Origin of the sequence: Sulfitobacter noctilucicola (assembly GCF_000622385.1) — a bacterium.
GTDB lineage: Bacteria > Pseudomonadota > Alphaproteobacteria > Rhodobacterales > Rhodobacteraceae > Sulfitobacter > Sulfitobacter noctilucicola.
Genome location: NZ_JASD01000008.1, coordinates 1953685 through 1976026 on the forward strand (window position 1 = coordinate 1953685; position 22342 = coordinate 1976026).

22 protein-coding genes are annotated in these 22342 nt (G+C 56.2%); 1 reads left to right on the forward strand and 21 read right to left on the reverse strand.

The genetic code is table 11. The features are described from left to right. Window positions 1-33: 33 nt before the first annotated feature. The 12 genes from Z946_RS0113210 to Z946_RS0113265 form a co-directional block, all read right to left on the reverse strand. Window positions 34-531: a prepilin peptidase gene (locus tag Z946_RS0113210; protein ID WP_025056209.1), complete on the reverse strand. Its 498-nt coding sequence runs from the start codon at window positions 529-531 to the stop codon at window positions 34-36. 4 nt (window positions 532-535) lie between these two features. Then, window positions 536-1387, reverse strand: coding sequence for a tetratricopeptide repeat protein (locus tag Z946_RS0113215; RefSeq protein WP_025056210.1), 852 nt, complete (start codon window positions 1385-1387; stop codon window positions 536-538). Between the two features lie 58 nt (window positions 1388-1445). Beyond that, window positions 1446-2024 carry a tetratricopeptide repeat protein gene (locus Z946_RS0113220; RefSeq protein ID WP_025056211.1) on the reverse strand — a complete coding sequence of 193 codons (579 nt, stop codon included), beginning with the start codon at window positions 2022-2024 and terminating at the stop codon, window positions 1446-1448. Continuing rightward, complete coding sequence (locus Z946_RS0113225; RefSeq protein WP_025056212.1) at window positions 2021-3010, reverse strand: type II secretion system F family protein; 990 nt, start codon at window positions 3008-3010, stop codon at window positions 2021-2023. The genes Z946_RS0113220 and Z946_RS0113225 overlap by 4 nt, the downstream gene beginning before the upstream one ends. 13 nt (window positions 3011-3023) lie before the next feature. Then, window positions 3024-3986: a type II secretion system F family protein gene (locus Z946_RS0113230; RefSeq protein ID WP_025056213.1), complete on the reverse strand. Its 963-nt coding sequence runs from the start codon at window positions 3984-3986 to the stop codon at window positions 3024-3026. A 39-nt stretch (window positions 3987-4025) separates the two neighbouring features. Continuing rightward, window positions 4026-5459 (reverse strand): TadA family conjugal transfer-associated ATPase, encoded by a 1434-nt coding sequence (locus Z946_RS0113235; RefSeq protein WP_025056214.1) that lies wholly within the window; start codon window positions 5457-5459, stop codon window positions 4026-4028. A 22-nt stretch (window positions 5460-5481) separates the two neighbouring features. Then, window positions 5482-6720, reverse strand: coding sequence for a CpaE/TadZ family protein (locus Z946_RS0113240; RefSeq protein WP_025056215.1), 1239 nt, complete (start codon window positions 6718-6720; stop codon window positions 5482-5484). A gap of 281 nt (window positions 6721-7001) precedes the next feature. Continuing rightward, a complete protein-coding gene (locus tag Z946_RS0113245) occupies window positions 7002-7694 on the reverse strand; it encodes an OmpA family protein (protein WP_025056216.1) in 693 nt (230 codons plus the stop codon). Further along, complete coding sequence (locus tag Z946_RS0113250; protein WP_025056217.1) at window positions 7681-9117, reverse strand: type II and III secretion system protein family protein; 1437 nt, start codon at window positions 9115-9117, stop codon at window positions 7681-7683. Before Z946_RS0113250 ends, Z946_RS0113245 begins: the two co-directional genes overlap by 14 nt. A 205-nt stretch (window positions 9118-9322) precedes the next feature. Continuing rightward, complete coding sequence (cpaB, locus tag Z946_RS0113255; RefSeq protein WP_025056218.1) at window positions 9323-10183, reverse strand: Flp pilus assembly protein CpaB; 861 nt, start codon at window positions 10181-10183, stop codon at window positions 9323-9325. 193 nt (window positions 10184-10376) lie between these two features. After that, window positions 10377-10562: a Flp family type IVb pilin gene (locus tag Z946_RS0113260; protein ID WP_025056219.1), complete on the reverse strand. Its 186-nt coding sequence runs from the start codon at window positions 10560-10562 to the stop codon at window positions 10377-10379. A 111-nt stretch (window positions 10563-10673) separates the two neighbouring features. Then, entirely contained in the window at window positions 10674-10853 is a 180-nt protein-coding gene (locus Z946_RS0113265) for a Flp family type IVb pilin (protein ID WP_025056220.1), read from the reverse strand. Between the two features lie 370 nt (window positions 10854-11223). On the opposite strand from Z946_RS0113265, the gene Z946_RS0113270 reads away from it, so the two are divergent. Then, window positions 11224-12033: a lytic transglycosylase domain-containing protein gene (locus Z946_RS0113270; RefSeq protein ID WP_169736908.1), complete on the forward strand. Its 810-nt coding sequence runs from the start codon at window positions 11224-11226 to the stop codon at window positions 12031-12033. Here Z946_RS0113270 and Z946_RS21420 read toward each other — a convergent pair. From Z946_RS21420 to tldD, 9 genes are all read right to left on the reverse strand, one after another. Beyond that, on the reverse strand, window positions 11996-12418 hold the full coding sequence (locus tag Z946_RS21420; RefSeq protein ID WP_375782154.1) for a GNAT family N-acetyltransferase: 423 nt from the start codon (window positions 12416-12418) through the stop codon (window positions 11996-11998). The two genes, Z946_RS0113270 and Z946_RS21420, sit on opposite strands and share 38 nt — an antisense overlap. Continuing rightward, window positions 12327-12950 carry a 3-oxoacid CoA-transferase subunit B gene (locus Z946_RS0113275; RefSeq protein ID WP_025056222.1) on the reverse strand — a complete coding sequence of 208 codons (624 nt, stop codon included), beginning with the start codon at window positions 12948-12950 and terminating at the stop codon, window positions 12327-12329. Before Z946_RS0113275 ends, Z946_RS21420 begins: the two co-directional genes overlap by 92 nt. Next, window positions 12950-13774, reverse strand: coding sequence for a hypothetical protein (locus Z946_RS0113280; protein ID WP_025056223.1), 825 nt, complete (start codon window positions 13772-13774; stop codon window positions 12950-12952). Before Z946_RS0113280 ends, Z946_RS0113275 begins: the two co-directional genes overlap by 1 nt. Then, a complete protein-coding gene (locus Z946_RS0113285) occupies window positions 13771-14877 on the reverse strand; it encodes a GSCFA domain-containing protein (RefSeq protein WP_037969201.1) in 1107 nt (368 codons plus the stop codon). Before Z946_RS0113285 ends, Z946_RS0113280 begins: the two co-directional genes overlap by 4 nt. 9 nt (window positions 14878-14886) lie before the next feature. Next, window positions 14887-15588, reverse strand: coding sequence for a CoA transferase subunit A (locus Z946_RS0113290; protein ID WP_025056225.1), 702 nt, complete (start codon window positions 15586-15588; stop codon window positions 14887-14889). Between the two features lie 99 nt (window positions 15589-15687). Further along, window positions 15688-16251: a L,D-transpeptidase gene (locus Z946_RS0113295; RefSeq protein WP_025056226.1), complete on the reverse strand. Its 564-nt coding sequence runs from the start codon at window positions 16249-16251 to the stop codon at window positions 15688-15690. A 111-nt stretch (window positions 16252-16362) separates the two neighbouring features. Continuing rightward, window positions 16363-19008: a type I DNA topoisomerase gene (topA, locus tag Z946_RS0113300; protein WP_025056227.1), complete on the reverse strand. Its 2646-nt coding sequence runs from the start codon at window positions 19006-19008 to the stop codon at window positions 16363-16365. Window positions 19009-19207: 199 nt separating this feature from the next. After that, window positions 19208-20347 (reverse strand): DNA-processing protein DprA, encoded by a 1140-nt coding sequence (gene dprA / locus Z946_RS0113305; protein ID WP_025056228.1) that lies wholly within the window; start codon window positions 20345-20347, stop codon window positions 19208-19210. A 401-nt stretch (window positions 20348-20748) separates the two neighbouring features. Next, window positions 20749-22170, reverse strand: a complete 1422-nt coding sequence (tldD, locus tag Z946_RS0113315; protein WP_025056230.1) for a metalloprotease TldD — start codon at window positions 22168-22170, stop codon at window positions 20749-20751. Window positions 22171-22342 lie beyond the last annotated feature (172 nt).

Sequence of the window (22342 nt, forward strand, 5' to 3'; positions counted from 1 at the left end):
GGTTAAACATGACGTGAATTATGTACGCTTGGCTCAGCGTGCGCCATAAAGCGCCCCCAATACAAGATAGATTGCCAGTACCGGACCAAGAGCGAGCCCCATAGGGAACTTTTTACCTTGTTCCCAGCTGGTCCAATGAGGCGCGAGATTGCGCAGGGGGGTATATTTGACCCCCTTGTGCGCGACAGCGGCGGCAAGCAGTGTCGCCATGAAAAGCGCCATAAGCAGGCGCAGATCACCCAAAGCGACAAACGGGGCGGCGGCGGCCAGAAACTTGGCGTCGCCTGCACCCAAGGCACCCGCAGCGTTCATAATCACGCCGACAATCAGCACGATAACCATCGCAGCAAGCCGCCAGAGATATATTTCAAACGGCATCAGGAATAGTCCGAGCACGATAAACACAAGCGCCAGCACGATCACGGACTGATTGGTGATCCGCATTTGCGCCATGTCCGTGAACGCAACGTAAAGACAGATCGGTAGCACGAAGGGCAGAAACCACATCGCTTGTGCGGCAGTAATCGCCATCACCTTAGCCGTCTTCGAGAGCGCGCAGGGACCGGACCGCAGCCTCAAAGTGCTGGGGATGCGTGTCAATCGCCTCACGCAGCAGGGCCTTGCCCGTCTGTACGTCGCCTTGCTTGATCGCCGAAAGTGCCATGGTGTGCAGCAACTGCGCACGCTCTGTCTGGTCCATCGGGATCACGGGCAAGGTGTAGTCCCGTTGCGCCGCACGGGCGAGGATCAGGTTATTCTTGGCCGTAAACAGCTCACCATCCTGACGGATCGCATCCGAAAAGAGGCGTTCCGCTTCGGGGTAATCACCACGTGTCAGCTTTGAATAGCCCCAGTTGTTCATCACCGAACCGGGCGTAGTCGTGAGGCCAACGGCGGTTTGGTAAAAGCTGTCCGCTTTCTTCCATTCCTTGTTGCTGTCGGCGACCAGCGCCTCAAGGCGGTAGCGCTTAAAGGTCTCATGAGTCGGCGGCACCTTGTCCAGTACCGTTTCGGCAGTTGCCCAGTCGCCAGACCGGATCAGCGCATCGGCATATTCAACATGGTCGTTGGATGATGTGCCCGGCATTTCCGTCACGCGCTTCCAAGCAGGTACCGCTTCGGTGGGGCGCTTGGCCCGCACCAATGAGGCCGCCAGACCACGCTGGTGATCAATGTTGTCCGGCTTTTCCGCCGTCACACGCTGAAAATACGATACCGCCTCGTTGGGGTCCGCAACTGTCAGCATCACATCAGAGAGATCGTTGCCATCCAGCGCATTCACGTCCTCAAAGGCCCGTTCAACGGTGGCGTTAGCATCTTTTTCCGCGCAGCCTGCAACTACGCTCGCGCCTGCAATGCAGACGGCCAGAAGGATAGGGTGGCGCATTTTAGCGTCCTCTTTACTGCTCTGCCTCGACCATATTAGGTCACAACCACTTGAGTGGTTACAGTGGGTCACTGATCAGGTAATCGCCCCTGCCGCGCCGCACCAACTTATAATTTTCGTCGTCAATGACTTCTGTACCAGAATTTTCGGATTTTGCGAGTGCTAAGCGAAGATTGTCGCGGATTGCGTCACTTTCGCCATTGTCCAGCGCATAGGCCCGCTTGAAAACCTGCTCTGCTTCTTGGGTTTTGCCGCGTTCCATCAGCACAACGCCGAGATTATTCCAGACTTCCGGCTCGGCCTCATCCGCTTTGACGGCACGGCGCAACAGGTCTTCGGCCTGGCCCAGACGGCCCAATCCCAGATTGGCACTGCCAAGTCCCGACAACACATCAACGTCGATACCGGTCTCCAGCGCCGCGCGGTTGAAGGATTTGATTGCCAATTCGAACTGACGTGCAGCGATCAGGCGATGACCGACTTCGATCCCGTCCACAGCTTCGGCGCGTGTATTGACGCCCGGCGCATAAACCTGATCGCCAGCCGCAGAAAAGCCGCCCGTAGAGCAGGCGGCCAATCCGATTGTCGTGCTAAGAACCAGAACGCGGAGACTGCCGCGCCTGAAACGTGATATCATTGCCCACCCGGTCCTGACATATTGCCCAATTCCGTGATGCCATGCACCGATGGTCCGACCAGAATGATCAGCAGCGGCGGCACCGTGAGCATCATAGTGGCAAGTGTCATCTTGGTTGGCAACTTGTTTGCGGCTTCTTCCGCCCGCATCACGCGCTTGTCACGCATTTCTGCAGCGTAGACCCGAAGCGCATCAGAGATTGACGTACCGAAGGCAGCCGACTGCACCAAAACAGTCACAAACGATGAGACATCCTGCACGCCGCAACGCTCGCCCATGTCATTAAGAACGGTAATCTTGTCCTTACCGGCTTTCATCTCATACGCTACGACTTCGAATTCATCTGCCAACGCTTTGTAAGATGCACGCAGCTCGTTAGAGACACGCACAATACATTGATCGAGTGATTGACCTGCTTCAACGCAGACCAGCATCATGTCGAGCGCGTCGGGAAAACCACGGGTAATCTCTTCTTTTCTGGCCTCGACGCGGCGCGTCACCCAGTATTTGGGAAGAAAGTAGCCGATGCCACCAGGGCCAACTGTGTACATCATGGTCTTTTGAGTGGTCAGCCCTTCGCCACCGCCCAAAAAGTTCACATAGATCACACCGGCGATAAGGCCGAGGATACCGAGGGCCATCTGCGCAAAATAGAAAACACGCACAGCATCCCGGCCCTGATAACCGGCCTGCCGCAGCATCAACTGCTTGGCAGAAAGCTCTGCAACGTCTTCAGGCTCTAGAAATTTTGCGAATTTCTCTAATTGCTGGTTACCGCCAGCCTGACGCAGCTTTGTTTTACCATCATCGCCGGGGCCGATAGTCGACGCCCGCTTGAGCTTGGCGAGCGGGTCTTCCGGTTGACGCAGCATCATGATGACGGTCGCCACCACCAGCATCAGACCGACCACACCAACGATGATGATCAATCCCATAGGTCCCAGAACCTCAGAGATTTGTTCGTTGATCGAGCTAAGGAATTGCATGACTGATCCTGCCTTACACTTTGATGTCTGTCAGAATGCGCATGACGAAAAGGTTCAGCGCAAGGAAGATGCCCACGAGGAAACAGGCCGGAATAAAGTAGGGGTGTTCCATCACCTCGTCGTAGTAGTGTGGGTCCGACACGTTGATCACGACCAACGCGACAATCGGGAATGCCGACAGGAACTTACCGGACCACTTCGCCTCGGCGGTGATCGCTTTTACGCGGCGGAACAGACGGAAACGTGCGCGGATCACCTTGGCCAGACCGGCGAGGATCTCAGCGAGGTTACCACCCGATTGCTGCTGGATTGTCACGGCAACCGCAAGGAAGCGCAAATCCTGCATATCCAGCCGTTCGGCCATGTCCTTGAGCGCCTCACCCACGTCGCGACCATAGGCTGCTTCATCCGCGATGACGCCGAATTCAGATGCAAGCGGGTCCTGCACCTCTTTGGACACGATGGATATCGCGTTGGTGAAGGGGTGACCGACACGCAAGGAACGTACCATCAGTTCAACCGCATCAGGCAGTTGTTCCTCAATCATGCTCATGCGTTTGTTGGCCTTCGAAGAAACCCAGAAATAGACGGCACCAATGCCAATGCCCACGGACATCAAGGCGCGTACGGGCGGCTCTGTTTCTGTACCGATGGTCAGGCCCAAAAAGGCGATGACCGCCAGCCCGCCCATAATCATGATCAATTGTTTGGGCGTAAACGCGATCGCGGCCTTCTGCGCCTTTTCGGCCAAAAGGGAATAGAGCGGGATCGTCTTGGCATCCATGTGCTGCTGCATTTCTTTGCGCAGCTTATCCAGCACCTCTTCGCGACGCGTGCCCTTTTCCAGCATTTCAAGCCGGCGGTTCACGTGACTGTTGAGGCTGATGGATTTGCCGAATGCGACAAGGTACAGGCCTTCGACCAGCACCAGCACGCCGACAAAGATCAATCCATAGATAATTGGTTCTGCGCTCATTGCACTATTCCTTTTTGCGCCCGATGGCTGCGGTTCGCATCACTGGGCCGCGATGGGTTCGTAGATAGAAGATGGCAGATCATAGCCCCACATGCGGAACCGTTCCGCATAGTGGCTGCGCACGCCAGTGGCCGTGAAGTGGCCGATAATTTTATTGTCAGGCGTCAGACCTACCCGCTGGTAGCGAAAGATTTCCTGCATAGAGATGACGTCACCTTCCATGCCGGTAATCTCTGTGATCGACGTCATGCGGCGCGAGCCGTCTTGCAAACGCGAAGCCTGCACGATCAGGTTCACAGCCGATGAAATCTGGGAGCGCACCGCTTTCAGGGGCATCTCGATACCGGCCATCGCGATCATGTTTTCCAGTCGTGACACACCATCGCGCGCGGAGTTCGCGTGGATCGTGGTCATTGATCCATCGTGACCTGTGTTCATCGCCTGCAACATGTCGATAACTTCTTCGCCACGCGTTTCACCAACGATGATCCGGTCAGGACGCATCCGCAGGGCGTTTTTCAAACAGTCGCGCGGGGAAACTTCACCTTTGCCCTCAACGTTTGGCGGACGGCTTTCCATCCGGCCCACGTGGGTCTGTTGCAGTTGAAGTTCGGCCGTATCCTCGATTGTCAGGATACGTTCGGCATTGTCGATGAAGGATGACAAGGCGTTAAGTGTTGTCGTTTTACCGGAACCCGTACCACCAGACACGATGACATTCAGACGGGTGGCAACGGCGGCTTGAAGATAGGCGGCCATTTCTTCGGTGAAGGCACCAAAGTTCACCAGATCATCAATACCCAGTTTGTCCTTTTTAAACTTACGAATGGAGACGAGCGAGCCGTCAACCGCAACGGGCGGCACCATTGCGTTGAAACGCGAGCCATCTTGCAAACGCGCATCCACATACGGGTTGCTCTCGTCCACACGACGACCAACCGCTGAAACGATCTTGTCGATGATCCTCAGCAGGTGGCGTTCGTCTTTGAAGGTGATGTCCGTCAGCTCCAGCTTACCGTCGCGTTCGACGAAAATCTGTTGCGGGCCGTTCACCAGAATATCGTTGACCGTCTCGTCCTTGAGCAGTGTCTCAAGGGGGCCAAGGCCCGTGACTTCGTCATAAAGCTCGGAGTTGAGCGTCATGCGGTCTTCGCGGTTCAGAACAATACTTTTCTCGGACAGGATTTCTGCCGAGATGTCGTTGATTTCCTGACGCAGATCAGATTCTGTCGCGTGTTCAAGCGCGGCGAGGTTCAGGTTGTCGAGCAAGGCGCGGTGAAGCTCCAGCTTGATGTCTGACATCCGCTGCTTGCGCTTGACCTCTTTATCGATAGGGGCCGCGGCGGCAGGCTTGAGAGCCTTGCGCATCGAGGTCGAAGGTTTCGGCTCCGGCAATTCGGTGATGTTGTCGATGATCTCGACCGGCTGCTTTGCCTGTGCTTTCGCATCCGTCTTTTTGTACTTGGAAAACATATTTGTTTCTTTCAGTCAGAGCTTAAGCGGCCTGGGCCTCGTCGCTTTTGAGGTCATTGATGGACGCGGCAAGCTTCATCAGCTCTTTGCGCAGCGGGCTTTTTGGGGCGGAGTTTGCAAGCGGCAGACCGTGGTCGTTTGCCTGGGTGATCGGTTTGCCGCCATCGGGCAGTTGCAGATCAATGGAGATGCCCAAGGATTCAGCCATCCGCTTGACGCGGCCCTTCGCGTTCAGGTCGGTGAACTTGGGCGCGCGGTTCAAGACATAGCGCAGCTTTTCGACCGGAAGCTCTTCCGATTGCAGCGCCCGCTTGAAACGAAGCGTGTTCTGGGCACAACGCATGTCCAACTCAAGCATCGCGAAGTAGATATGTGCCGCGTTCAGCACCGCTTCGGACCACTGTACCAGCGTTGAGGGCATGTCGATCACAACGTAGTCGAACTGATTGCGAGCCATGTCCAGAACCCGGTTGATGTCTTCGGAGGAAATCAGATCAAGCGGCAACATGTCGGAGGGTGCAGTTAAAACCTGCAAGCGGTCCTCGTAGGTCAGAAGAGCCTGACCGAAGCTTTCCTCATCCATGTCTTCTGTGTCTGAAAGCATCTCGTAAACCACCTCGCGGCGAGGCAGATCAAGGAAAGTCGCGACCGATCCAAATTGCAGGTCCAGATCCAGCAGGCAGACGGAGGGCGGGTTGTTCTTGTCCGCATGCGCCAATTCCCAGGCAAGGTTCACTGCCATAGTGGTGGAGCCTGTGCCGCCGGCAAGTCCGTGTACGACGATGACGGCACCGTCTTTTTGCGCACCGGCCTTAAGCTGCGGTGCGTGTGATACTTCAGGTGCCGCAACTTCATCCTTCTTGCGCACACGGGTAATTGCCTGCGCGAGTTCACCTTCGGGAAGCGGGTAGGGGACAAATTCATCGGCACCTTTGCGCAACAATGAATGCAGCGCGGCCGGTGTCATGTCTTCGGCAATCAGGATAACCTTGATATCGCGTGCCTTGGCCTGGGTGATGATCTCGGCCATGAGGATCAGATTATCCTCGTCCGTTTCATCCATCGCCAGCGCGACAAACTCCATTCCTTCGGCCTCTGGTTGCCCGAAGAACGCAAGCGCTTCGGCAAATCCCAGGTCACCCCAATTCTCGCCCAGCGCGTCTTCCATATCTTCGATCAGAAGATCGAAGTTCTGGACGTCACGGCTGATCGTACAGGCCACAATGGGCGCTGTTTCGGGTTGTGGCATACTGCTACTCATGACCTTTATCCTTTGCTCACGTGGGTTTGGCAAAGGTGCATGCTGTATCTGACGTACAGATTTTAGCCCCTTGCGGTCACCCTTGCCTGGCATTCTACCCAGACACATTTGTCCTACAGGGCAGGATATCGCAGCCAACTGGGGCGAGATTGGGGCTAAAAGGTTTCGATTGTAGGGTATCTTGAAACGATCAACGCCTCAGAGGCGGATTGATCAGGCGCAAATGAGCGCCGGATCTGGCTGTTTTCAAAATATGAAAGGGTGGAAAGACCCCAGTCAGGTTACTGTACTTCGCCCAGCTGTGATTCAGTCAGACCTGTCGGTGCAACACCGCTTGCCACATAGTCACGGTAGATAATCTGGGCATACTTGCCGTCGAGTACCGTAGGATGACGTTCCACAAATCCGGTCACCTCTGTCACGGTGCGCCGGTTGCGACGTTCCTGACCCTGAGTAACGATCAATGGCTGTGTTTCGCCGAAGGAAACAACGGCTTCCAAACGGGAACGGCTGATGCCCATGGACGTCAGGTAATGAACGACCGCATTCGCACGGCGTTTGCCCAGCGCGCGATTGTACCGGTTTGAGCCAACAGCGTCAGTGTGCCCGTAGACGCGAAAGCGAATCTCGGGGAATTGTCTGATCCAACCAGCCTGCTGACGCAAAACTGCCTGGGCACGTGCATCAAGCTGTGAAGAATTGAATGCAAAGGTGACAGTCGAATTCACTTCTGCCGCAAATCTATTTGCAAGATCAAAGGTATACTGGCGCTCGCCTGTCATAATAAGGCGGTTGTTCAGCGTCGCGTTGCCAAAGTCACCGGTATCCGTCAGCGCACCCGCTTCGCGGTAAAACTGGGTATAAACGGGGTCAGAGCTTGGGGCACAGCCTAGGACCGTTGCCAGTGCAGCAGTGATCCCTGCAATTTTCAGTTTTGTGCGCATTTGGGTTTTCATCGGTTTAGTCCAGTACATACCCATATGACCCGCCAAAGTCCTGCTTGGCAACCTCTCCGGCACCACCTTTCTGGGGGGTGTTCACGGTTGCTGCGGTACGGCCGAACAAGAACAGGTCTTTTTCGGTCGGCGGCTTGATGCGATCCGTCGGCAGGGCGAGGGCCTCACCACGGGTTGGTGAAACCAGATGTGCTGTGACGATGATCACCAGTTCCGTTTGGCTACGCTGATAATCCGCAGAACGGAAAAGCGCACCCAGCACCGGCACATCGCCGATCCACGGCAGCTGGCTGGAGTTGTCGGTAAAGTCGTCTGTCAACAAACCGGCAATTGCAAAGCTTTCTCCGTCACGCATTTCTACGGTGGAAGAGGTCTCGCGGCGGGTGAAGGCAGAGATTTCAATGCCGTTGCCCAAAGCGATGCTGTTGGTCGGGTCAATCGCGGAAACTGATGCTTTCAGCTCCAGATTGATCAGATCTTTGTCTACAACGCGGGGAATAAAGGCCAGCTCGACACCGAATGGTTTAAACTGAACCGAAATACGGCCGCTGTCTTGGGAAACCGGCACGGGATACTCACCACCGGCGAGGAAACGCGCTTCTTGACCCGAAAGGGACACAAGGTTCGGCTCTGCGAGGAAACGTACAACGCCTTTTTGCTCAAGCGCTTCAAGCAGCAGGCCGACCTGTGTCGATCCTGCGTTAAAGCCGAACAAAACCGCACCGGCGTTCTGGTTCGAAGAAGGAATCTCGCCAGCGAGACTGCCGACGACACCTGATTCGAGGTTTGCCGTACCTGTACCGCCTCTGACACCCGTGCCGCCGATTGCGCCGTTGAGTGAAAGGGAAGAACTAAGGGATTTCGAAACGTTACGCTGCATTTCAGCGAAGCGCACCTTCATCATAACCTGCTGGATGCCACCGACACTCATCAGGTTTGAAACACGCTCGGGCGCATAACGCTCCGCAAGATCAAGGGCGCGCTGCAACCGTTGAATCGACGACACAACACCCGACAGGACGATGCCGTCGTTCGCGGTGCGCACTTCAATCTTCTCACCCGGAAGGATCTGGCGCAAACGCTCTTTAAATTCTGATACATCCGCAGCGACACGCACATCGACGTTGGTGATCAACTGGCCGCTTGCATCAAGCAAGGTCAACGTCGTCAACCCTGGGGATTTGCCAAGAACATAGATCGTCCGGTCCGATAGGGAGGAGATGTCTGCAATGCCGGGATTGGCGATGCTCAACTCAGCGAATGGGATATCGCTTTCTACCACAACGGCCCGGTTCATCGGAACGTTCAGCGTTGAGTTTGTACCCTTCTTGACCACGCGCAAAGTGTCCGCAAAGGCCGGAGCCGGTGTGGAAACTGCCAATGGCACAGCTACAAGGGACAACCCCAGAAGGGCTGCTTTTAGGAATCTGTCAATTTTCATGTGACCTGCCTTTCGATCACGCCTCAAAGATGGGTCTTAGTGCCCGTCGTTTTCATCAGTCTGCGTCAGTTTCATTTTTATTGCAAGAATCAAGGTGTTCGCTGCAATAGTTTATGTGGATAAATGGCAACATGGGTATAACTGCAACAGCGCCGCAAAGGTGCGACGCTGTTCCAACTGCTTGGTTTCCGTAGAGTTTTTTGGCTTAGTTCGTGCAGGGGATCGGCAGCTCGACCACTTCAGCACCGCGGCGTGTCCGGATGGTGCAGACTTTCTCCTGCTCGACTTCTGCAATGGCTTCTTTCTCGGCAATCCCGAGAAGAGACCTTTGGTCGACTTCGATCGCCGACGCCATGGTGTCATCTTCGGCACCCACAAGAGCCAGTGACAACTTGCCGGTGGACTGTGCCTGCGCGAGGCCTGCGACCTGCTGGGGGCTTACCGCCACTGTAACTGTGCGGGCAATGGTGGCCTCATTCAAATTGCCGCCTGCACTTTGGTCGATTGCAATCAGCTTCACACCGGCTTCGATAAGCTTGGTAACTTCGCCGTTATTGTTAATGTCGCGGCCGATGCCAGCGCGGCCTGTCCAATAAACGTCAACCCGGTCACCAGGGCGCAAAAAGCCCGAAACACCGCTTGATACATCGACGCTGATCGTAAAGGCCCGCATCCCGCGTGCGAGGCGAGAGGTCAAACCGGTATCTTCACCCGGCTCGGTGACCTTGATTGCCATGATCGCTTCGTCTTTTTCCATGGCGCGCAGGACAACCCGCAATTCATCGGTTGTTTCCGGAAAGAGGGTTTCCATTTCCATGAAAGACCCTTCAGGGATCGCATTCTCGGGCCAGTCAACGGCGCGTACATCCTCAACCGTGAGCTTTTGCCCGTATTTCAAAGGACCCTGTGCGACGTATACCGTCTTTGTCGGGACCACTTTGGCCAATGCGGCCTGTGCCTGAGCGTTCGCGTTTTGATATTGCGCGATGCGATCCTTGGCCAAGAATACTGCCCCGCCAGCAAGCGCAATGCCCACCAATAGAACCAGTCCAAATACCATACGCATATCGTTCACCTTTTGCTGCTGTTTTATCCGGGCAAAACCCGGAACCTCGTTTGCCATTGTTTCTGCGCTTTGATTGTGGCGATAGTTTGCTTGCGTAATGACAAGCTTATGACGTCATCAGCGACGGCCAAAGCGGATGGCTTAACGTAAGAAACCGGCCTGTGGCGGCCGGTTGTCTTGGAATTTCTCTGGTTTAGTTACTGCCCGGGGTATAGCCGGTCAGGTAATTGCCAACGCCATCACCCACATCGTCTGTAGGGCCTTGAATCGCAAAGATCGCAACAACCGCCAATGAAACGATGGCCGCGGTCAGGACAACCCAGTCAACGGTGACTGCACCGTCTTCGGATTTAAAAAAGTTCTTCAATGTCATTCGCATGGGGTGTCCTCACGATTGGGTGGAAATTGTGCTGCGCCTGGCAGGGAAAGGGCCGCGCTCTGACCGGCAGAACGCGACCCCAAAGCCTTAGATCAAGCTTTTGAGCCTAACTTAGTTAGGGTCGCGGCCGTCCAGGAATGTACCTGTGTTGGCTGTCAGTGTGGACGCGCCAGACTGAATGGATGAGTAAGCAGCAACGGCCAGGCCAACAACAGCAGCTGTCAGAACAACCCAGTCTACAGTTACGGCGCCGTCTTCGTCTTTGCGGAAGTTTTTGATAAAGTTCATCATGGTATGTCCCTCCAAGGATCATGTAAGTTTTAAGTTCCAACCCCGTCCGACTTGGTGGCAACCGTTTCTCTCAGTTGGCTGCCTGTCCGACTTGGTATGACGCTATATAGACCTTCGAATGGGGCGTGAATTTGGCGTCAAATGTGACTTTTCCGTTTAAATCGCGAAATTAGGTGTAAAAAATCTTAAAGCATTGAAACAAAACAAAAAATAAGAGCAATTTCTTGTACGGTTAACAAAAAGTAAGCGAAACCGGCCCCAAATAAGGCGAAAATGCCATGTTTCAGGCCATGATTGGCTGGTTTGAGAACCCTTTTTGTGGGATATTCTCGGGTAATCGAGCCAACAATCATAAAAAAAGCAGGCAGGCATGATCCGATTTATCCATCTGGCGCTCTTTGCGGGCGCTCTTTGTGCAGGACCGGCGATGTCGGAGGGCCCGAAGCCCTTTCCTGAATTCAGCGCCAAGCGCGTAAAGCCGCCCAAAGCGGGCAGCAGCAACCGCATCACCATACAGATTGATCCATCACAGCAGGCGGTCGTTCCGCAGCAAGCCTCGGCGTCGCCCGCAATTACAGCAAAGCAACAGACGCCCGGCCAGTATGATTGGTTCTGGGAGAAGGTATCTCCCGATCAGGCAAGCGCAGGGCCGGGGCGTCTGGGTGTTGCGTTGACCACGCTTGCTGCTGCCACGCGAAAAGCGCCGACGCCCCGCTTGCAGCACATGCAGGATATCGCACGTGCCAACGGTCGGGAAATCCTGCTTTCGACCATCGGCACCCAAGTGTCACCCGCGCTGGTCCTCGCGGTGATCACTGTTGAATCGGCCGGAAAATCCGATGCAGTCAGTGGGGCAGGGGCGCAAGGACTGATGCAACTGATGCCAGACACGGCCACGCGCTTTGGTGTCACCGACAGTATGATCCCCAAAGACAACATTCTTGGCGGGGTGAAATACCTCAACTGGCTGATGGAAGAGTTCGACCGCGATCCGATCCTCGTGCTTGCAGGATATAACGCTGGCGAGGGATCGGTGCGCAAACATGCTGGTGTACCGCCCTTTGCGGAAACCCGCGACTATGTGCCAAAGGTACTCGCGGCGTTTCAGGTGGCCAAAGGTTTGTGCAAAACACCACCGGAGCTTATCTCGGACGGGTGTGTTTTTGCGGCGATGAACTAACGACGCGATCTTCAGACTTTGAACGCGTCTGCCCATTCGGGATGTTTGCGTCGCATGGCGTTGACAAACGGGCAAAGTGGTACAATCCGGAAACCTTCGCGCGGGCATCTGCCACAAGCCTCTCTACGAGCATTAGACCGGCAGCCTTGCCTGATAACGCATCATCCACCGCCGTGTGATCGGCGATGACTTGTGTTTTACCAAGCTGGCTATAAGTCAGCTCGGCTTTGTGACCGTCAAGGTGCAAGAGATAGCGCCCTTTGGTCCCATCCACTTCGCGCGTGATTTGCGGGTCAGACAAGCGTCGCCTGTGTCGCTGCGCGCAATTCGTCCTCGGTGACGCCCTCGGCACATTCGACAATGCGAAGTCCGCCTTCAACCACATCAAGCACGCCAAGATTGGTAATGATGCGGTCCACAACACCCTTGCCTGTCAGTGGTAGAGTACATTCTTTCAGTACTTTGCTGTCGCCATGTTTGCTTGTGTGATCCATCACGACAATCACACGCCCCACACCTGCCACCAGATCCATGGCACCGCCCATGCCTTTGACCAGTTTGCCGGGGATCATCCAGTTTGCCAGATCACCGTTCTCTGCAACTTCCATGGCACCAAGGATAGCCGCTGCGATTTTACCGCCACGGATCATGCCAAACGACATCGCGCTGTCGAAGTAAGCCGTCCGCTTGAGTTCTGTGATCGTCTGCTTGCCTGCATTGATCAGATCGGGGTCCTCGTCTCCCTCGAAAGGGAAGGGCCCCATGCCCAACATGCCATTCTCGGACTGGAGAGTAATGTCTTTGTCGCCCACATAGTTCGCCACCAGCGTCGGAATACCGATGCCAAGGTTCACATACATACCGTCTTCAAGTTCCTGCGCAGCGCGCGCAGCCATTTGATTTCTGTCCCAGGCCATCAGGCAATCCTTTCGGTTGGCGCGGTCTGTTCCCGAATACCGGAAACAAGACCCAAGTGGTTTTCGGCGTATTCGCAGAGCATGGCAAGGCCGAAGTCTGCGTTCATATGCCGGTGATCAATGTTCGCAAGCGTGCCGCCAGTTGCATCGGAGGCGCGGGTGGCAAATTGCGATTTCGTTGCAAACGGGCCATCACAGAGTGTCGCAGGCTGACGCAACAGCCGATGACCTTCTGCCCTCAATGCGCGTTCGACTTCCTCAATCCACAAATCAAACACGAGGTGCGCATCCGGATGCTCCCAGAATAGACGCAAAGTGTGAGCCAACGGGTAATCATCCCCCCGCTCCACGATGCTGCTGGCGGGATAGGGGGCCATCGCGAAACTGGCGGCACGTCCGCAGTCACGGATCGCATCCACCGCTTCTTTCACGGAAGCCTGCGTCACGACCTGAATCGTTTCTTTCACCATCTCTGTGCTGATAAGCCTTGCACGGCCAGTGCGGGCACCTTCGAGAATGTCGTGCTCTGACAGAAGTGCCGCGATGCTGTTAAAGGCAAACCGATGCCCCACCATCAGTAGTTGATCGTATTCAGTTGTGTCGACAACCTCTTGGCCATTGGTTTCGGTGACAAGCGCGCGGTCATCATCGTTCCGAAAATGCGGCGTGAAAATACCGGTGCCGTCCAGCTTTCCCATCAAGAACAAGGGCCCGCGCATTGCGAAATATTCGATTGTCAGATCGGAGCAGAGACTGCCAAACGTATCGTGCGCGTTGCGGTAAGCACCGACATGGCTGGACCCTATGATCAAGGCGCGGGTCATTTGCGAAAAGCGTCCAGCAGTTCTTCTTCACAAATCACGTCGTCACTACGTGCGCTGTCTTGGGCCGCCAATCGCGCCCGCCGTGCGGCACGCCGTTCGATTCTCATTTGCTTTTCGGTCTTCTCGTCGATACCGCCATGGGCCTCAAGAAAGGTACGCATAACCTTGCGTACGCCAGCCGGTTTGACACTCCGCATGTTCGCCTCAAAGAACTCTCCTGCTGACGGATGAGAGGAAACGATTTCAAAGCTGGGGAAATAGTCGACGTCAGCCAGATCTTCGGCCAACTCGCCTGCTACTGTACGCAGCACGGATTTGGAGTACATCGTCGCGGGTAGAACGTGATCGTTGCTGGCTGTTGCGGTCAAAGGCACTGGGCTGACGGTCAGCAAGAATTTCACATCCGGATTTGCAGCCTGAAAAATCTCACGTACTATGAGAAAGTCTTTACGGATATCGCGGGCACGGAAATTAACGAACTCGTGGACTTCCGGATCATATTCCCCGGCGATCGTGCCGGGTGCCGTTGGATAAATCGTCTTGCTGGGCCCATGTTGCCAAGTCTCGGTCAATCCAAGGGTAAAGACCACCATTCCCGTTTGCGTCACCGCTTCGCGCACCGCCCGTAGATGGTAGTGCCGCGCTTCCTCGACCAGTTCAGGTGATTTCAACCCACCCGGCGTCAATCCCGGGCGCAGCGCGTCATAGAACATCCCTTCCTTTTCCCAGACGGGATCGGCTGGTTTGAAGGTCCCGAAGGCTTCCTGCAATAACTGAAGGAATTGCCGCATGGTATAGATGTTGCCAAAACGCGCAGAGTACAGTTGATAGCCGTGTTTTTGCGCGACCTCTGCCGGCACGAAAGGGGGCAGGGGTTCGGTATCAAGCACATGATAACCGGCCTTCGCCAAGGCTCGTCCGACATGCTGCGCAAAACAGCTGCCTGCGGTAAAGATCGGCAGATCTTTGGTCACGGTATATTTAGGGCGGTAAATGTCCGGGGGCGGATAGGCGCCGGCCTCAACAACGCCAGCCCGCCAAAACGCCCGATCTTCAAGCCCCTGATAGGGGCTCACAGTTTTGGGGGTGACGGGTTGCGACATTTTCCGAAGTTACCCTTCGCGTTTACGGGTCGTGCGCTGTTCAATCCGCTTTTCGTGCTCGCCCTGAATGATCCGGTGCACATAGATGCCGGGCAGGTGGATCATATCGGGATCAAGCGACCCTGTCGGCACAATCTCTTCAACCTCGACCACGCAGACCTTGCCACACATAGCAGCAGGCGGGTTGAAGTTGCGCGCCGTTTTGCGGAACACCAGATTGCCGGTCTCGTCTGCTTTCCATGCTTTGACGATAGACAGGTCTGCGACGATTCCTTCTTCGAGGATATAGTCCTCCCCGTTGAAGCTTTTCACTTCCTTGCCTTCGGCAATCACAGTGCCGACACCGGTTTTGGTGTAAAACCCCGGGATACCACAACCGCCAGCACGCATGCGCTCCGCCAGAGTGCCTTGGGGGTTAAACTCCAGCTCCAGTTCACCCGACAGATACTGGCGCATGAATTCGGCGTTTTCGCCCACATAAGAACTGATCATCTTTTTGACCTGACGGGTCTGCAACAGAATGCCGATACCGAAATCGTCCACACCAGCGTTGTTGGACGCGAAGGTAAGGTTCTTGGCACCGCTTTCCTTGATTGCCTGCAAAAGCAATTCCGGAATACCTGACAAGCCAAAGCCGCCTGCCGCAATCAGCATGCCATCCGACAGAACGCCCTCAAGCGCCTCAGCGGCTGATCCGTACACTTTCTTCATGGGTGTTTCCCCTCTCGGCGGCTAAAATAACGTAACCTTTTGTGACGCCGCGCGGGAGCAGTGTCAAACGCTTCGAGAGGAGAAAATGACAGTGCGTTATCAGATGATCCGGACCTGCGTACCGACCGGGCAAAGCGCAAAGAGCTCTGCTATCTTTTCATTGTAGAGCCCGATACACCCGTCAGAGGACCGGCGCCCGATCTTTCGCGTGTCATGGGTCCCATGAATAATGTAGGCAGGCCAGCTCAGGTACATCGCGTGGGTTCCAAGCGGGTTCGATGGACCAGGCGGCATATAGCGATATTCGGGAAACCGCTCCATCATGGATGCGGTAGGGGTCCAGTCCGGCCCCTCTTTTTTGCGCACGATCTTTGTGTAGCCGCGTTTGGTCAACTCCTCGGTTGCGGGAACGGACGTCGGATATACGCGGTAGTCGCTGCCGTCAGCGTTCCAATAGTGTAATGCGCGCGACGTTGTGTCTGCCACGATCGCAGACGCGCCAAGCGTATCAAAGTGATCCTGCCAGTCCTGCGCGATAAAGCTTGTCATGTTGCGCCGCACACCAGCCAGTTCCGATGTCTCTGCGCGCAATATAGAAGGGGCGAAAACCATCGCCGCGCCGCTTGCCAAGATACCACGTCTTGTGAAAGTCCTGTTTGCCATTGCTCTGCCTCTTGGGGTTAGTTTCCCTCAGCACTGTCATGTGCGGACCGGCCATTCAAATCACAAAAACATGAAGTGGCCGGTCAGGCAGGGTTCACAATCCGAAAAATGTCAGTCGCTCTTTTTTGCGGCAGTTTTCTTGGCGGCAGATTTTTTAGCCGCCGGTGCTTTCTTGGCAGCGGGAGCCTTCTTTGCAGCGGCCTTCTTCTTTGGGGCGGCTTTCTTTTTGGCTGCGGGTTTCTTCTTGCCCGCCTTTTCGGCACGTTCATCAATCAGATGCACGGCCTGATCCATGGTCAGTTTTTCGGGATCGATCGTATCGGGGATGGTCGCATTGATCTTTTCCCACTTCACGTAAGGCCCGTATTTGCCTTTCATGACATTCACCGGACCGCCCGCTGCCGGGTGTTCGCCCAACTCGCGCAAAGGCTTTGCAGCGGCACCGCGGCCGACACGGCTGGCAACCTTCTCGGCCAGAAGCTGAACGGCACGGTTCATGCCTACGGTGAAAACCTCGTCAATATCAGACAGGTTGGCGTTGGTGCCGCCCCTGTCAGACGTGCTGGGCGCGTGCTTGAGGTAAGGGCCGTAGCGACCGATATTGGACCAGACCATGATCCCGTCCTCGGGATGCGGTCCGATCTCGCGCGGCAGGCTTAACAGCATCAAGGCGCGGTCCAGCTCCAGCTCTTCGGGTTCCCAATCCTTGGGGACCGACTGGCGTGGCGGTTTCTTGTTTTCTTCCGTGACCTCTCCGCGCTGGACATAGGGACCGAAGCGTCCCTTGAAGACACGGATCTCGTCACCCTGATCGGTCCCCAACAGTTTACCTTCAGGGGGTATGGCGGATGCTTCCGCCTCGGGATTGGGCGGACCGAAGGGACGGGTATACCGGCACTCTGGATAGGCTGAGCAACCGATAAAGGCACCGCCGGACCGTGCGGTCCGCATCGACAACCGGCCCTTCCCGCAATTGGGGCACAGGCGCGGATCGCTGCCGTCTTCCATGGGCGGGAATAGGTGTGGTTCCAATACCTCGTTGATTTTTTCCAGAACTTCGGTGATGCGCAGATCGGCCGTCTCGGCGATTGCTGCAGAGAAATCACGCCAGAACCGGTTCAGCACTTCTTTATAATCCGCGTCGTTGGCGGAAACCTTATCAAGCTGGTCTTCCAGATCAGCGGTGAAGTCATAGCCGATATATTTGCGGAAATAGTTCTCTAGGAACGCCGTCACCAACCGCCCCTTGTCTTCGGGGATCAGACGCTGGCCTTCGCGGCGCACATAGCCACGGTCCTGAATGGTTGTGACGATGCTGGCATAGGTCGAGGGGCGACCGATGCCCAGTTCTTCCATCCGCTTGACCAGTGTGGCTTCGGTATAGCGTGGCGGCGGTTGGGTGAAGTGCTGCTCGGGCGTGACAGAGCGCTTGTCCATTTTGTCGCCCTGAGTGATCTGGGGCAGGCGCTTGTCGTCTTCGTCCACGACATCATCGCGGCCTTCTTCATAGACACGCAGGAAACCGTCGAAGGTAACAACTTGACCGTTTGCACGCAGGCCGACCTGACCGTCCTTGCTGCCGATCTCCACAACAGTGCGCTCAAGTCGGGCCGATTCCATCTGACAGGCCAAGGTGCGCTTCCAGATCAGATCGTAAAGCTTGGCCTGATCCTCTGACAACTTCAGCGCAGCTGCATCTTTTTCCATGTCCGTAGGACGCACACACTCGTGCGCTTCTTGGGCGTTCTTGGCTTTGTTCTTGTAGATCCGTGGCTCTTTCGGAACATATTCCGCGCCGTAGCGATCCTTGATCGCGTCGCGGGCCATCGTCACGGCTTCGGGTGCCATGTCGATGCCATCTGTCCGCATATAAGTAATGTGTCCGGCCTCATAGAGGCGCTGGGCCGTCGACATCGTGGCCTTCGCTCCCATGCCGAACTTGCGGCTGGCTTCCTGCTGAAGGGTCGAGGTCATGAAAGGCGCTGAGGGATTGCGCGTCGCCGGCTTTGCTTCGACGCTTGTCACGCTCAAATCGCGCGAAGTGATTGCGGAAACGGCCAATTCGGCCTGCGTCGCATCTGCCAGATCGAATTTATCAAGCTTGTCGCCTGCCAATGTGACCAACCGCGCTTCGAATTCCTGACCGCGCGGTGTGGCAAGCAATGCCTTCACGCTCCAGTATTCACGATTGCGGAACGCTTCGATCTCCATCTCGCGCTCGACAATGATGCGCAGAGTGACGGATTGCACGCGGCCGGCGGATTTTGCACCGGGTAGCTTGCGCCACAGAACAGGCGAGAGGTTGAAGCCCACCAGATAATCAAGCGCACGGCGCGCGAGATAGGCTTCGACCAGTGGCATGTCGACCTGACGGGGATTGTCCATCGCCTCGGTCACGGCCTTCTTGGTGATCTGGTTGAATACCACACGGCTGACAGGTGTATCTTTTTTGATCGACTTGCGCTTGGTCAATGCTTCTTGCAGGTGCCAACTGATCGCTTCGCCCTCACGGTCGGGGTCAGTTGCGAGGATCAGTGCATTGTCGTTCGCCAGCGCGTCGGCGATGGCTTTGACGTGCTTTTTACTGTCGGAGGCGACCTCCCACTTCATGTCGAATTCGTTGTCTGTGTCGACCGAACCATCTTTGGGAGGCAGGTCCCGTACGTGCCCATAAGACGCGAGAACCGTGTAGTTATCGCCCAGATATTTGTTGATCGTTTTGGCCTTGGCCGGGGATTCGACGACAACTACGGGCATATAATTAAGCACCTTACGTGGATTTTACGGGCGGAGTTTACGGTGCCACATGTGGGATTGTCTGGGGTATTGTCAATGCGGCAGCTGCGGTTGGCCCTATCGAGGCAAAAGAAAGTACAGCGCCGGTACGGGTCATTGAAGCAGGGAGGGGCAGATTGAAAAAGGCCGTCGGGCGACAGCTGCGATGGGCGGTCACAGATCAGCTGACCTTGCTAAGCAACCCGCCGGGCTGGCGTGCGATCTGTCCATCCAATTCAAGGTCGACAAGCACCGGTGCCACCTGCGCCGCATCCACGCTTAAGTCACGGATCAACTGGTCCTCAGCAACCGGAGAAGGGCCAAGACGGGATAGAATCTGTAGGTGCAGGGCTGCAGTTTCGCGCAACGTGCGGGCCGGTTTTTTCGGTGTTGTGGCACGTGCAGGCTTTTCCGGCAGCGTCGCCTCGCCCAGAACTTCAAGCACATCTGCGGCGGAGCGCACCAGCGTCGCCCCGTCGCGCAGCAACATGTTGCACCCGGATGCCCGTGCATCAAAAGGGTGGCCCGGCACCGCAAGCACGTCACGGCCTTGGTCAAGCGCGTCGCGTGCAGTAATCAAGCTGCCGGACTTTGCCGCCGCTTCTACGACTATGGTTGCGCGCGATAGGCCGGAAATGATCCGGTTCCGGCTGGGAAAATGCCGTGCCATAGGTTGCAGGCCCATAGCCTGTTCGGACAGGCGTAGGCCTGATTGTCCGATCGAACGTGCAAGTTCGGTATTCTCTGCCGGATACATGACATCGACGCCACCGGCTTGCACCGCGATTGTGCCAGTCTCCAAGGACGCGAGATGCGCTGCGGCATCCACGCCACGGGCCAAGCCTGACACAATAATGAATCCGGCAGCACCCAGATCACGTGCTAACGCCTTGGCCATGCGGGTCCCAAGCGATGACGCGTTGCGCGCACCGACCATTGAAATCATAGGGCGCGCCATCAACGCCACATTACCCAGACACCACAAGAAGGGGGGCGCATCATCAATGTCTGCCAGATTAGCGGGGTATGCGGCATCCCCCATGGCAACCAGCTTTGCCCCGACTGCACGGGCGGCTTTCAGCTCGGACCAGATGACACCTTCGGGACAAATCTGATAGCCTGATACGCCCGCGGCACGCGCCACCTCCGGCAGCGCGGCCAGCGCATTCTGCGCAGTGCCATGTTCAGTCAGCAATCGTTTATACGTCGCTATGCCGACCCGGCGCGAGCGCAACAAACGAAGCCGGGCAAACTGTTCGTCTTCCGGGGTGGGTGGGAGTGGGGGGTGAGTGGAAGAAGGATAGTGCTCCTTGTCAGTCATCCCGGATCTCCGTCTGTTGCTGGAATCACATATAGGCCGCGTTGGTTAACAGGGCATGAATGGAATTCGGAGATTGAAGTTCAAATGCCGCGCGGGCCAGTGCTGTAGAGATTGCTGCGTTGCGCTGACAGGCATGCGCATTAGCAAAGCCCAACCGCAGGGCATCCGACCGCGCGCAATCGCAGGTAACAACGGGAGGGGTATTCTGAACGGTGCATTTAACTTTACCACGGCGGATTGAAAGATGCGCAAGACCGACAGGCAGCGACCGTACAAAAAGTACGACGGCGGTGCCGATTGAAAACCCTAATACCGGTGGAAGGGGCAAGGTGCCCAAGGCCACAAACCCCAATCCCCCGAACGCATATTCAATTGGCCATCCTGAATTGTATGAAGGGCGCTCAGGCTGCCGCCCCTCCGACTGTCAAGCCGCCAATCATCAGCGTAGGCTGACCCACCCCGACAGGCACCCACTGTCCCTGTTTGCCGCAGTTTCCCATGCCCGGATCAAGTGCGGGATCATTTCCGATGGCGCGGATTTGCCTGAGTGCTGTCGCCCCGTCGCCGATCAAGGTGGCCCCTTTTACGGGGGCTCCAACTACGCCGTTCTGCACGCGGTAGGCTTCGGTACAGGAGAACACGAATTTGCCATTTGTGATGTCGACCTGCCCGCCGCCAAACCCTACAGCATAGATGCCGTCCTTTAGGTCGGCTACAATGTCACCCGGTGCCACATCGCCGCCCAACATATAAGTGTTGGTCATACGCGGCATTGGGATGTGGGCGTAGGACTGCCGCCGCCCGTTGCCGGTGCTTTTCACACCCATCAAGCGCGCATTCTGCCGGTCCTGCATGTAGCCAACCAGTTTGCCGTCCTCGATCAGCGTGTTTTTGGCAGAGGGGGTGCCCTCGTCATCAACCGAGATAGATCCCCGCCTGTCGGGGATTGTCCCATCATCGAGCACTGTCACGCCTTTCGCGGCGATCTGCTGACCCATGAGACCAGCGAAAGCCGAGCTGCCCTTGCGGTTGAAATCGCCTTCCAGACCATGGCCGATGGCCTCGTGCAGCAAAATACCGGGCCAGCCCGGACCAAGCACTACGTCCATAACACCGGCAGGGGCGGGAACTGCCTCAAGGTTTACAGCAGCGATCCGCAGGGCCTCGCGCGTTTTGGCTTGCCAATCGGCGGGATCAAGCAGCCCATCAAGACCGATGCGCCCACCGCCGCCGGCACTACCGCTTTCGCGCCGTCCGTCCTGCTCCACGATGACCGAGACATTCACGCGGGTCATGGGGCGGACATCGCTGACGGATGTGCCTTCGGGCCTGAGAATCACAATCTCCTGCAGGCTTGCCGCGATGCTTGCACTCACTTGCACCACACGTGCATCCAGCCCGCGGGCAAAAGCATCTATTTCGCGCAGGGTCTCTACCTTGACCGGAAACGTCGCACCTTCGATCGGATCGTCATCGGTATAAAGCTTTTTGTTCGTGCCCTCGGGCGCGTCGGCCCAGGTGCCGCCACCATCACCGACGGCAAGTCTGGCTGTTTCCGACGCTCTGCGCATGGCCTGTTCGGAGATTTCTGTCGAATGGGCATAGCCTGCGACCTCACCGCGCACCGCGCGCAGGCCGAATCCCTCGCTCGCATCGTAGCTGGCTGTCTTGAGCCGACCGTCATCGAACATCAGCGCTTCGGAACGGCGGCGTTCGAAAAACAGCTCGCCATCATCGGCACCCGCAACCGCTTCACGGAGCACGCCAAGCGCGGTTTCGCGGTCGATTAAGGTCTCAAACGGCGTAAAAGGCGTATGGGTCATGAAATCTGTCCTGAATTTTCGGTGTTTCTGCGAGTTCGCGTCTGTTTGCCGCAATCGAATGGCTTTATCTTGGCTTTAGAATATGATTGTAAGCACGCAGATGACAACGGCCGGGCGTCGACCATGCGCAAAGCCGACCTACCGTAGCCAATATTTGGTCACAAGATCAGGA

Excerpts from the sequence above, each read along its gene's own strand:
- Z946_RS0113285 (WP_037969201.1), bottom strand. The coding sequence starts at position 14,877 with ATGTCGCAACCCGTCACCCCCAAAACTGTGAGCCCCTATCAGGGGCTT.
- Z946_RS0113230 (WP_025056213.1), bottom strand. The coding sequence starts at position 3,986 with ATGAGCGCAGAACCAATTATCTATGGATTGATCTTTGTCGGCGTGCTG.
- Z946_RS0113260 (WP_025056219.1), bottom strand. The coding sequence starts at position 10,562 with ATGCGAATGACATTGAAGAACTTTTTTAAATCCGAAGACGGTGCAGTC.
- Z946_RS0113275 (WP_025056222.1), bottom strand. The coding sequence starts at position 12,950 with ATGGCCTGGGACAGAAATCAAATGGCTGCGCGCGCTGCGCAGGAACTT.
- Z946_RS0113270 (WP_169736908.1), top strand. The coding sequence starts at position 11,224 with ATGATCCGATTTATCCATCTGGCGCTCTTTGCGGGCGCTCTTTGTGCA.
- Z946_RS0113250 (WP_025056217.1), bottom strand. The coding sequence starts at position 9,117 with ATGAAAATTGACAGATTCCTAAAAGCAGCCCTTCTGGGGTTGTCCCTT.
- Z946_RS0113220 (WP_025056211.1), bottom strand. The coding sequence starts at position 2,024 with ATGATATCACGTTTCAGGCGCGGCAGTCTCCGCGTTCTGGTTCTTAGC.
- Z946_RS0113215 (WP_025056210.1), bottom strand. The coding sequence starts at position 1,387 with ATGCGCCACCCTATCCTTCTGGCCGTCTGCATTGCAGGCGCGAGCGTA.
- Z946_RS0113290 (WP_025056225.1), bottom strand. The coding sequence starts at position 15,588 with ATGAAGAAAGTGTACGGATCAGCCGCTGAGGCGCTTGAGGGCGTTCTG.
- Z946_RS0113240 (WP_025056215.1), bottom strand. The coding sequence starts at position 6,720 with ATGAGTAGCAGTATGCCACAACCCGAAACAGCGCCCATTGTGGCCTGT.
- dprA (WP_025056228.1), bottom strand. The coding sequence starts at position 20,347 with ATGACTGACAAGGAGCACTATCCTTCTTCCACTCACCCCCCACTCCCA.
- Z946_RS0113225 (WP_025056212.1), bottom strand. The coding sequence starts at position 3,010 with ATGCAATTCCTTAGCTCGATCAACGAACAAATCTCTGAGGTTCTGGGA.
- Z946_RS0113235 (WP_025056214.1), bottom strand. The coding sequence starts at position 5,459 with ATGTTTTCCAAGTACAAAAAGACGGATGCGAAAGCACAGGCAAAGCAG.
- tldD (WP_025056230.1), bottom strand. The coding sequence starts at position 22,170 with ATGACCCATACGCCTTTTACGCCGTTTGAGACCTTAATCGACCGCGAA.
- Z946_RS21420 (WP_375782154.1), bottom strand. The coding sequence starts at position 12,418 with ATGTGGTTGAAGGCGGACTTCGCATTGTCGAATGTGCCGAGGGCGTCA.
- Z946_RS0113265 (WP_025056220.1), bottom strand. The coding sequence starts at position 10,853 with ATGATGAACTTTATCAAAAACTTCCGCAAAGACGAAGACGGCGCCGTA.
- Z946_RS0113295 (WP_025056226.1), bottom strand. The coding sequence starts at position 16,251 with ATGGCAAACAGGACTTTCACAAGACGTGGTATCTTGGCAAGCGGCGCG.
- topA (WP_025056227.1), bottom strand. The coding sequence starts at position 19,008 with ATGCCCGTAGTTGTCGTCGAATCCCCGGCCAAGGCCAAAACGATCAAC.
- cpaB (WP_025056218.1), bottom strand. The coding sequence starts at position 10,183 with ATGCGTATGGTATTTGGACTGGTTCTATTGGTGGGCATTGCGCTTGCT.
- Z946_RS0113245 (WP_025056216.1), bottom strand. The coding sequence starts at position 7,694 with ATGTACTGGACTAAACCGATGAAAACCCAAATGCGCACAAAACTGAAA.
- Z946_RS0113280 (WP_025056223.1), bottom strand. The coding sequence starts at position 13,774 with ATGACCCGCGCCTTGATCATAGGGTCCAGCCATGTCGGTGCTTACCGC.
- Z946_RS0113210 (WP_025056209.1), bottom strand. The coding sequence starts at position 531 with ATGGCGATTACTGCCGCACAAGCGATGTGGTTTCTGCCCTTCGTGCTA.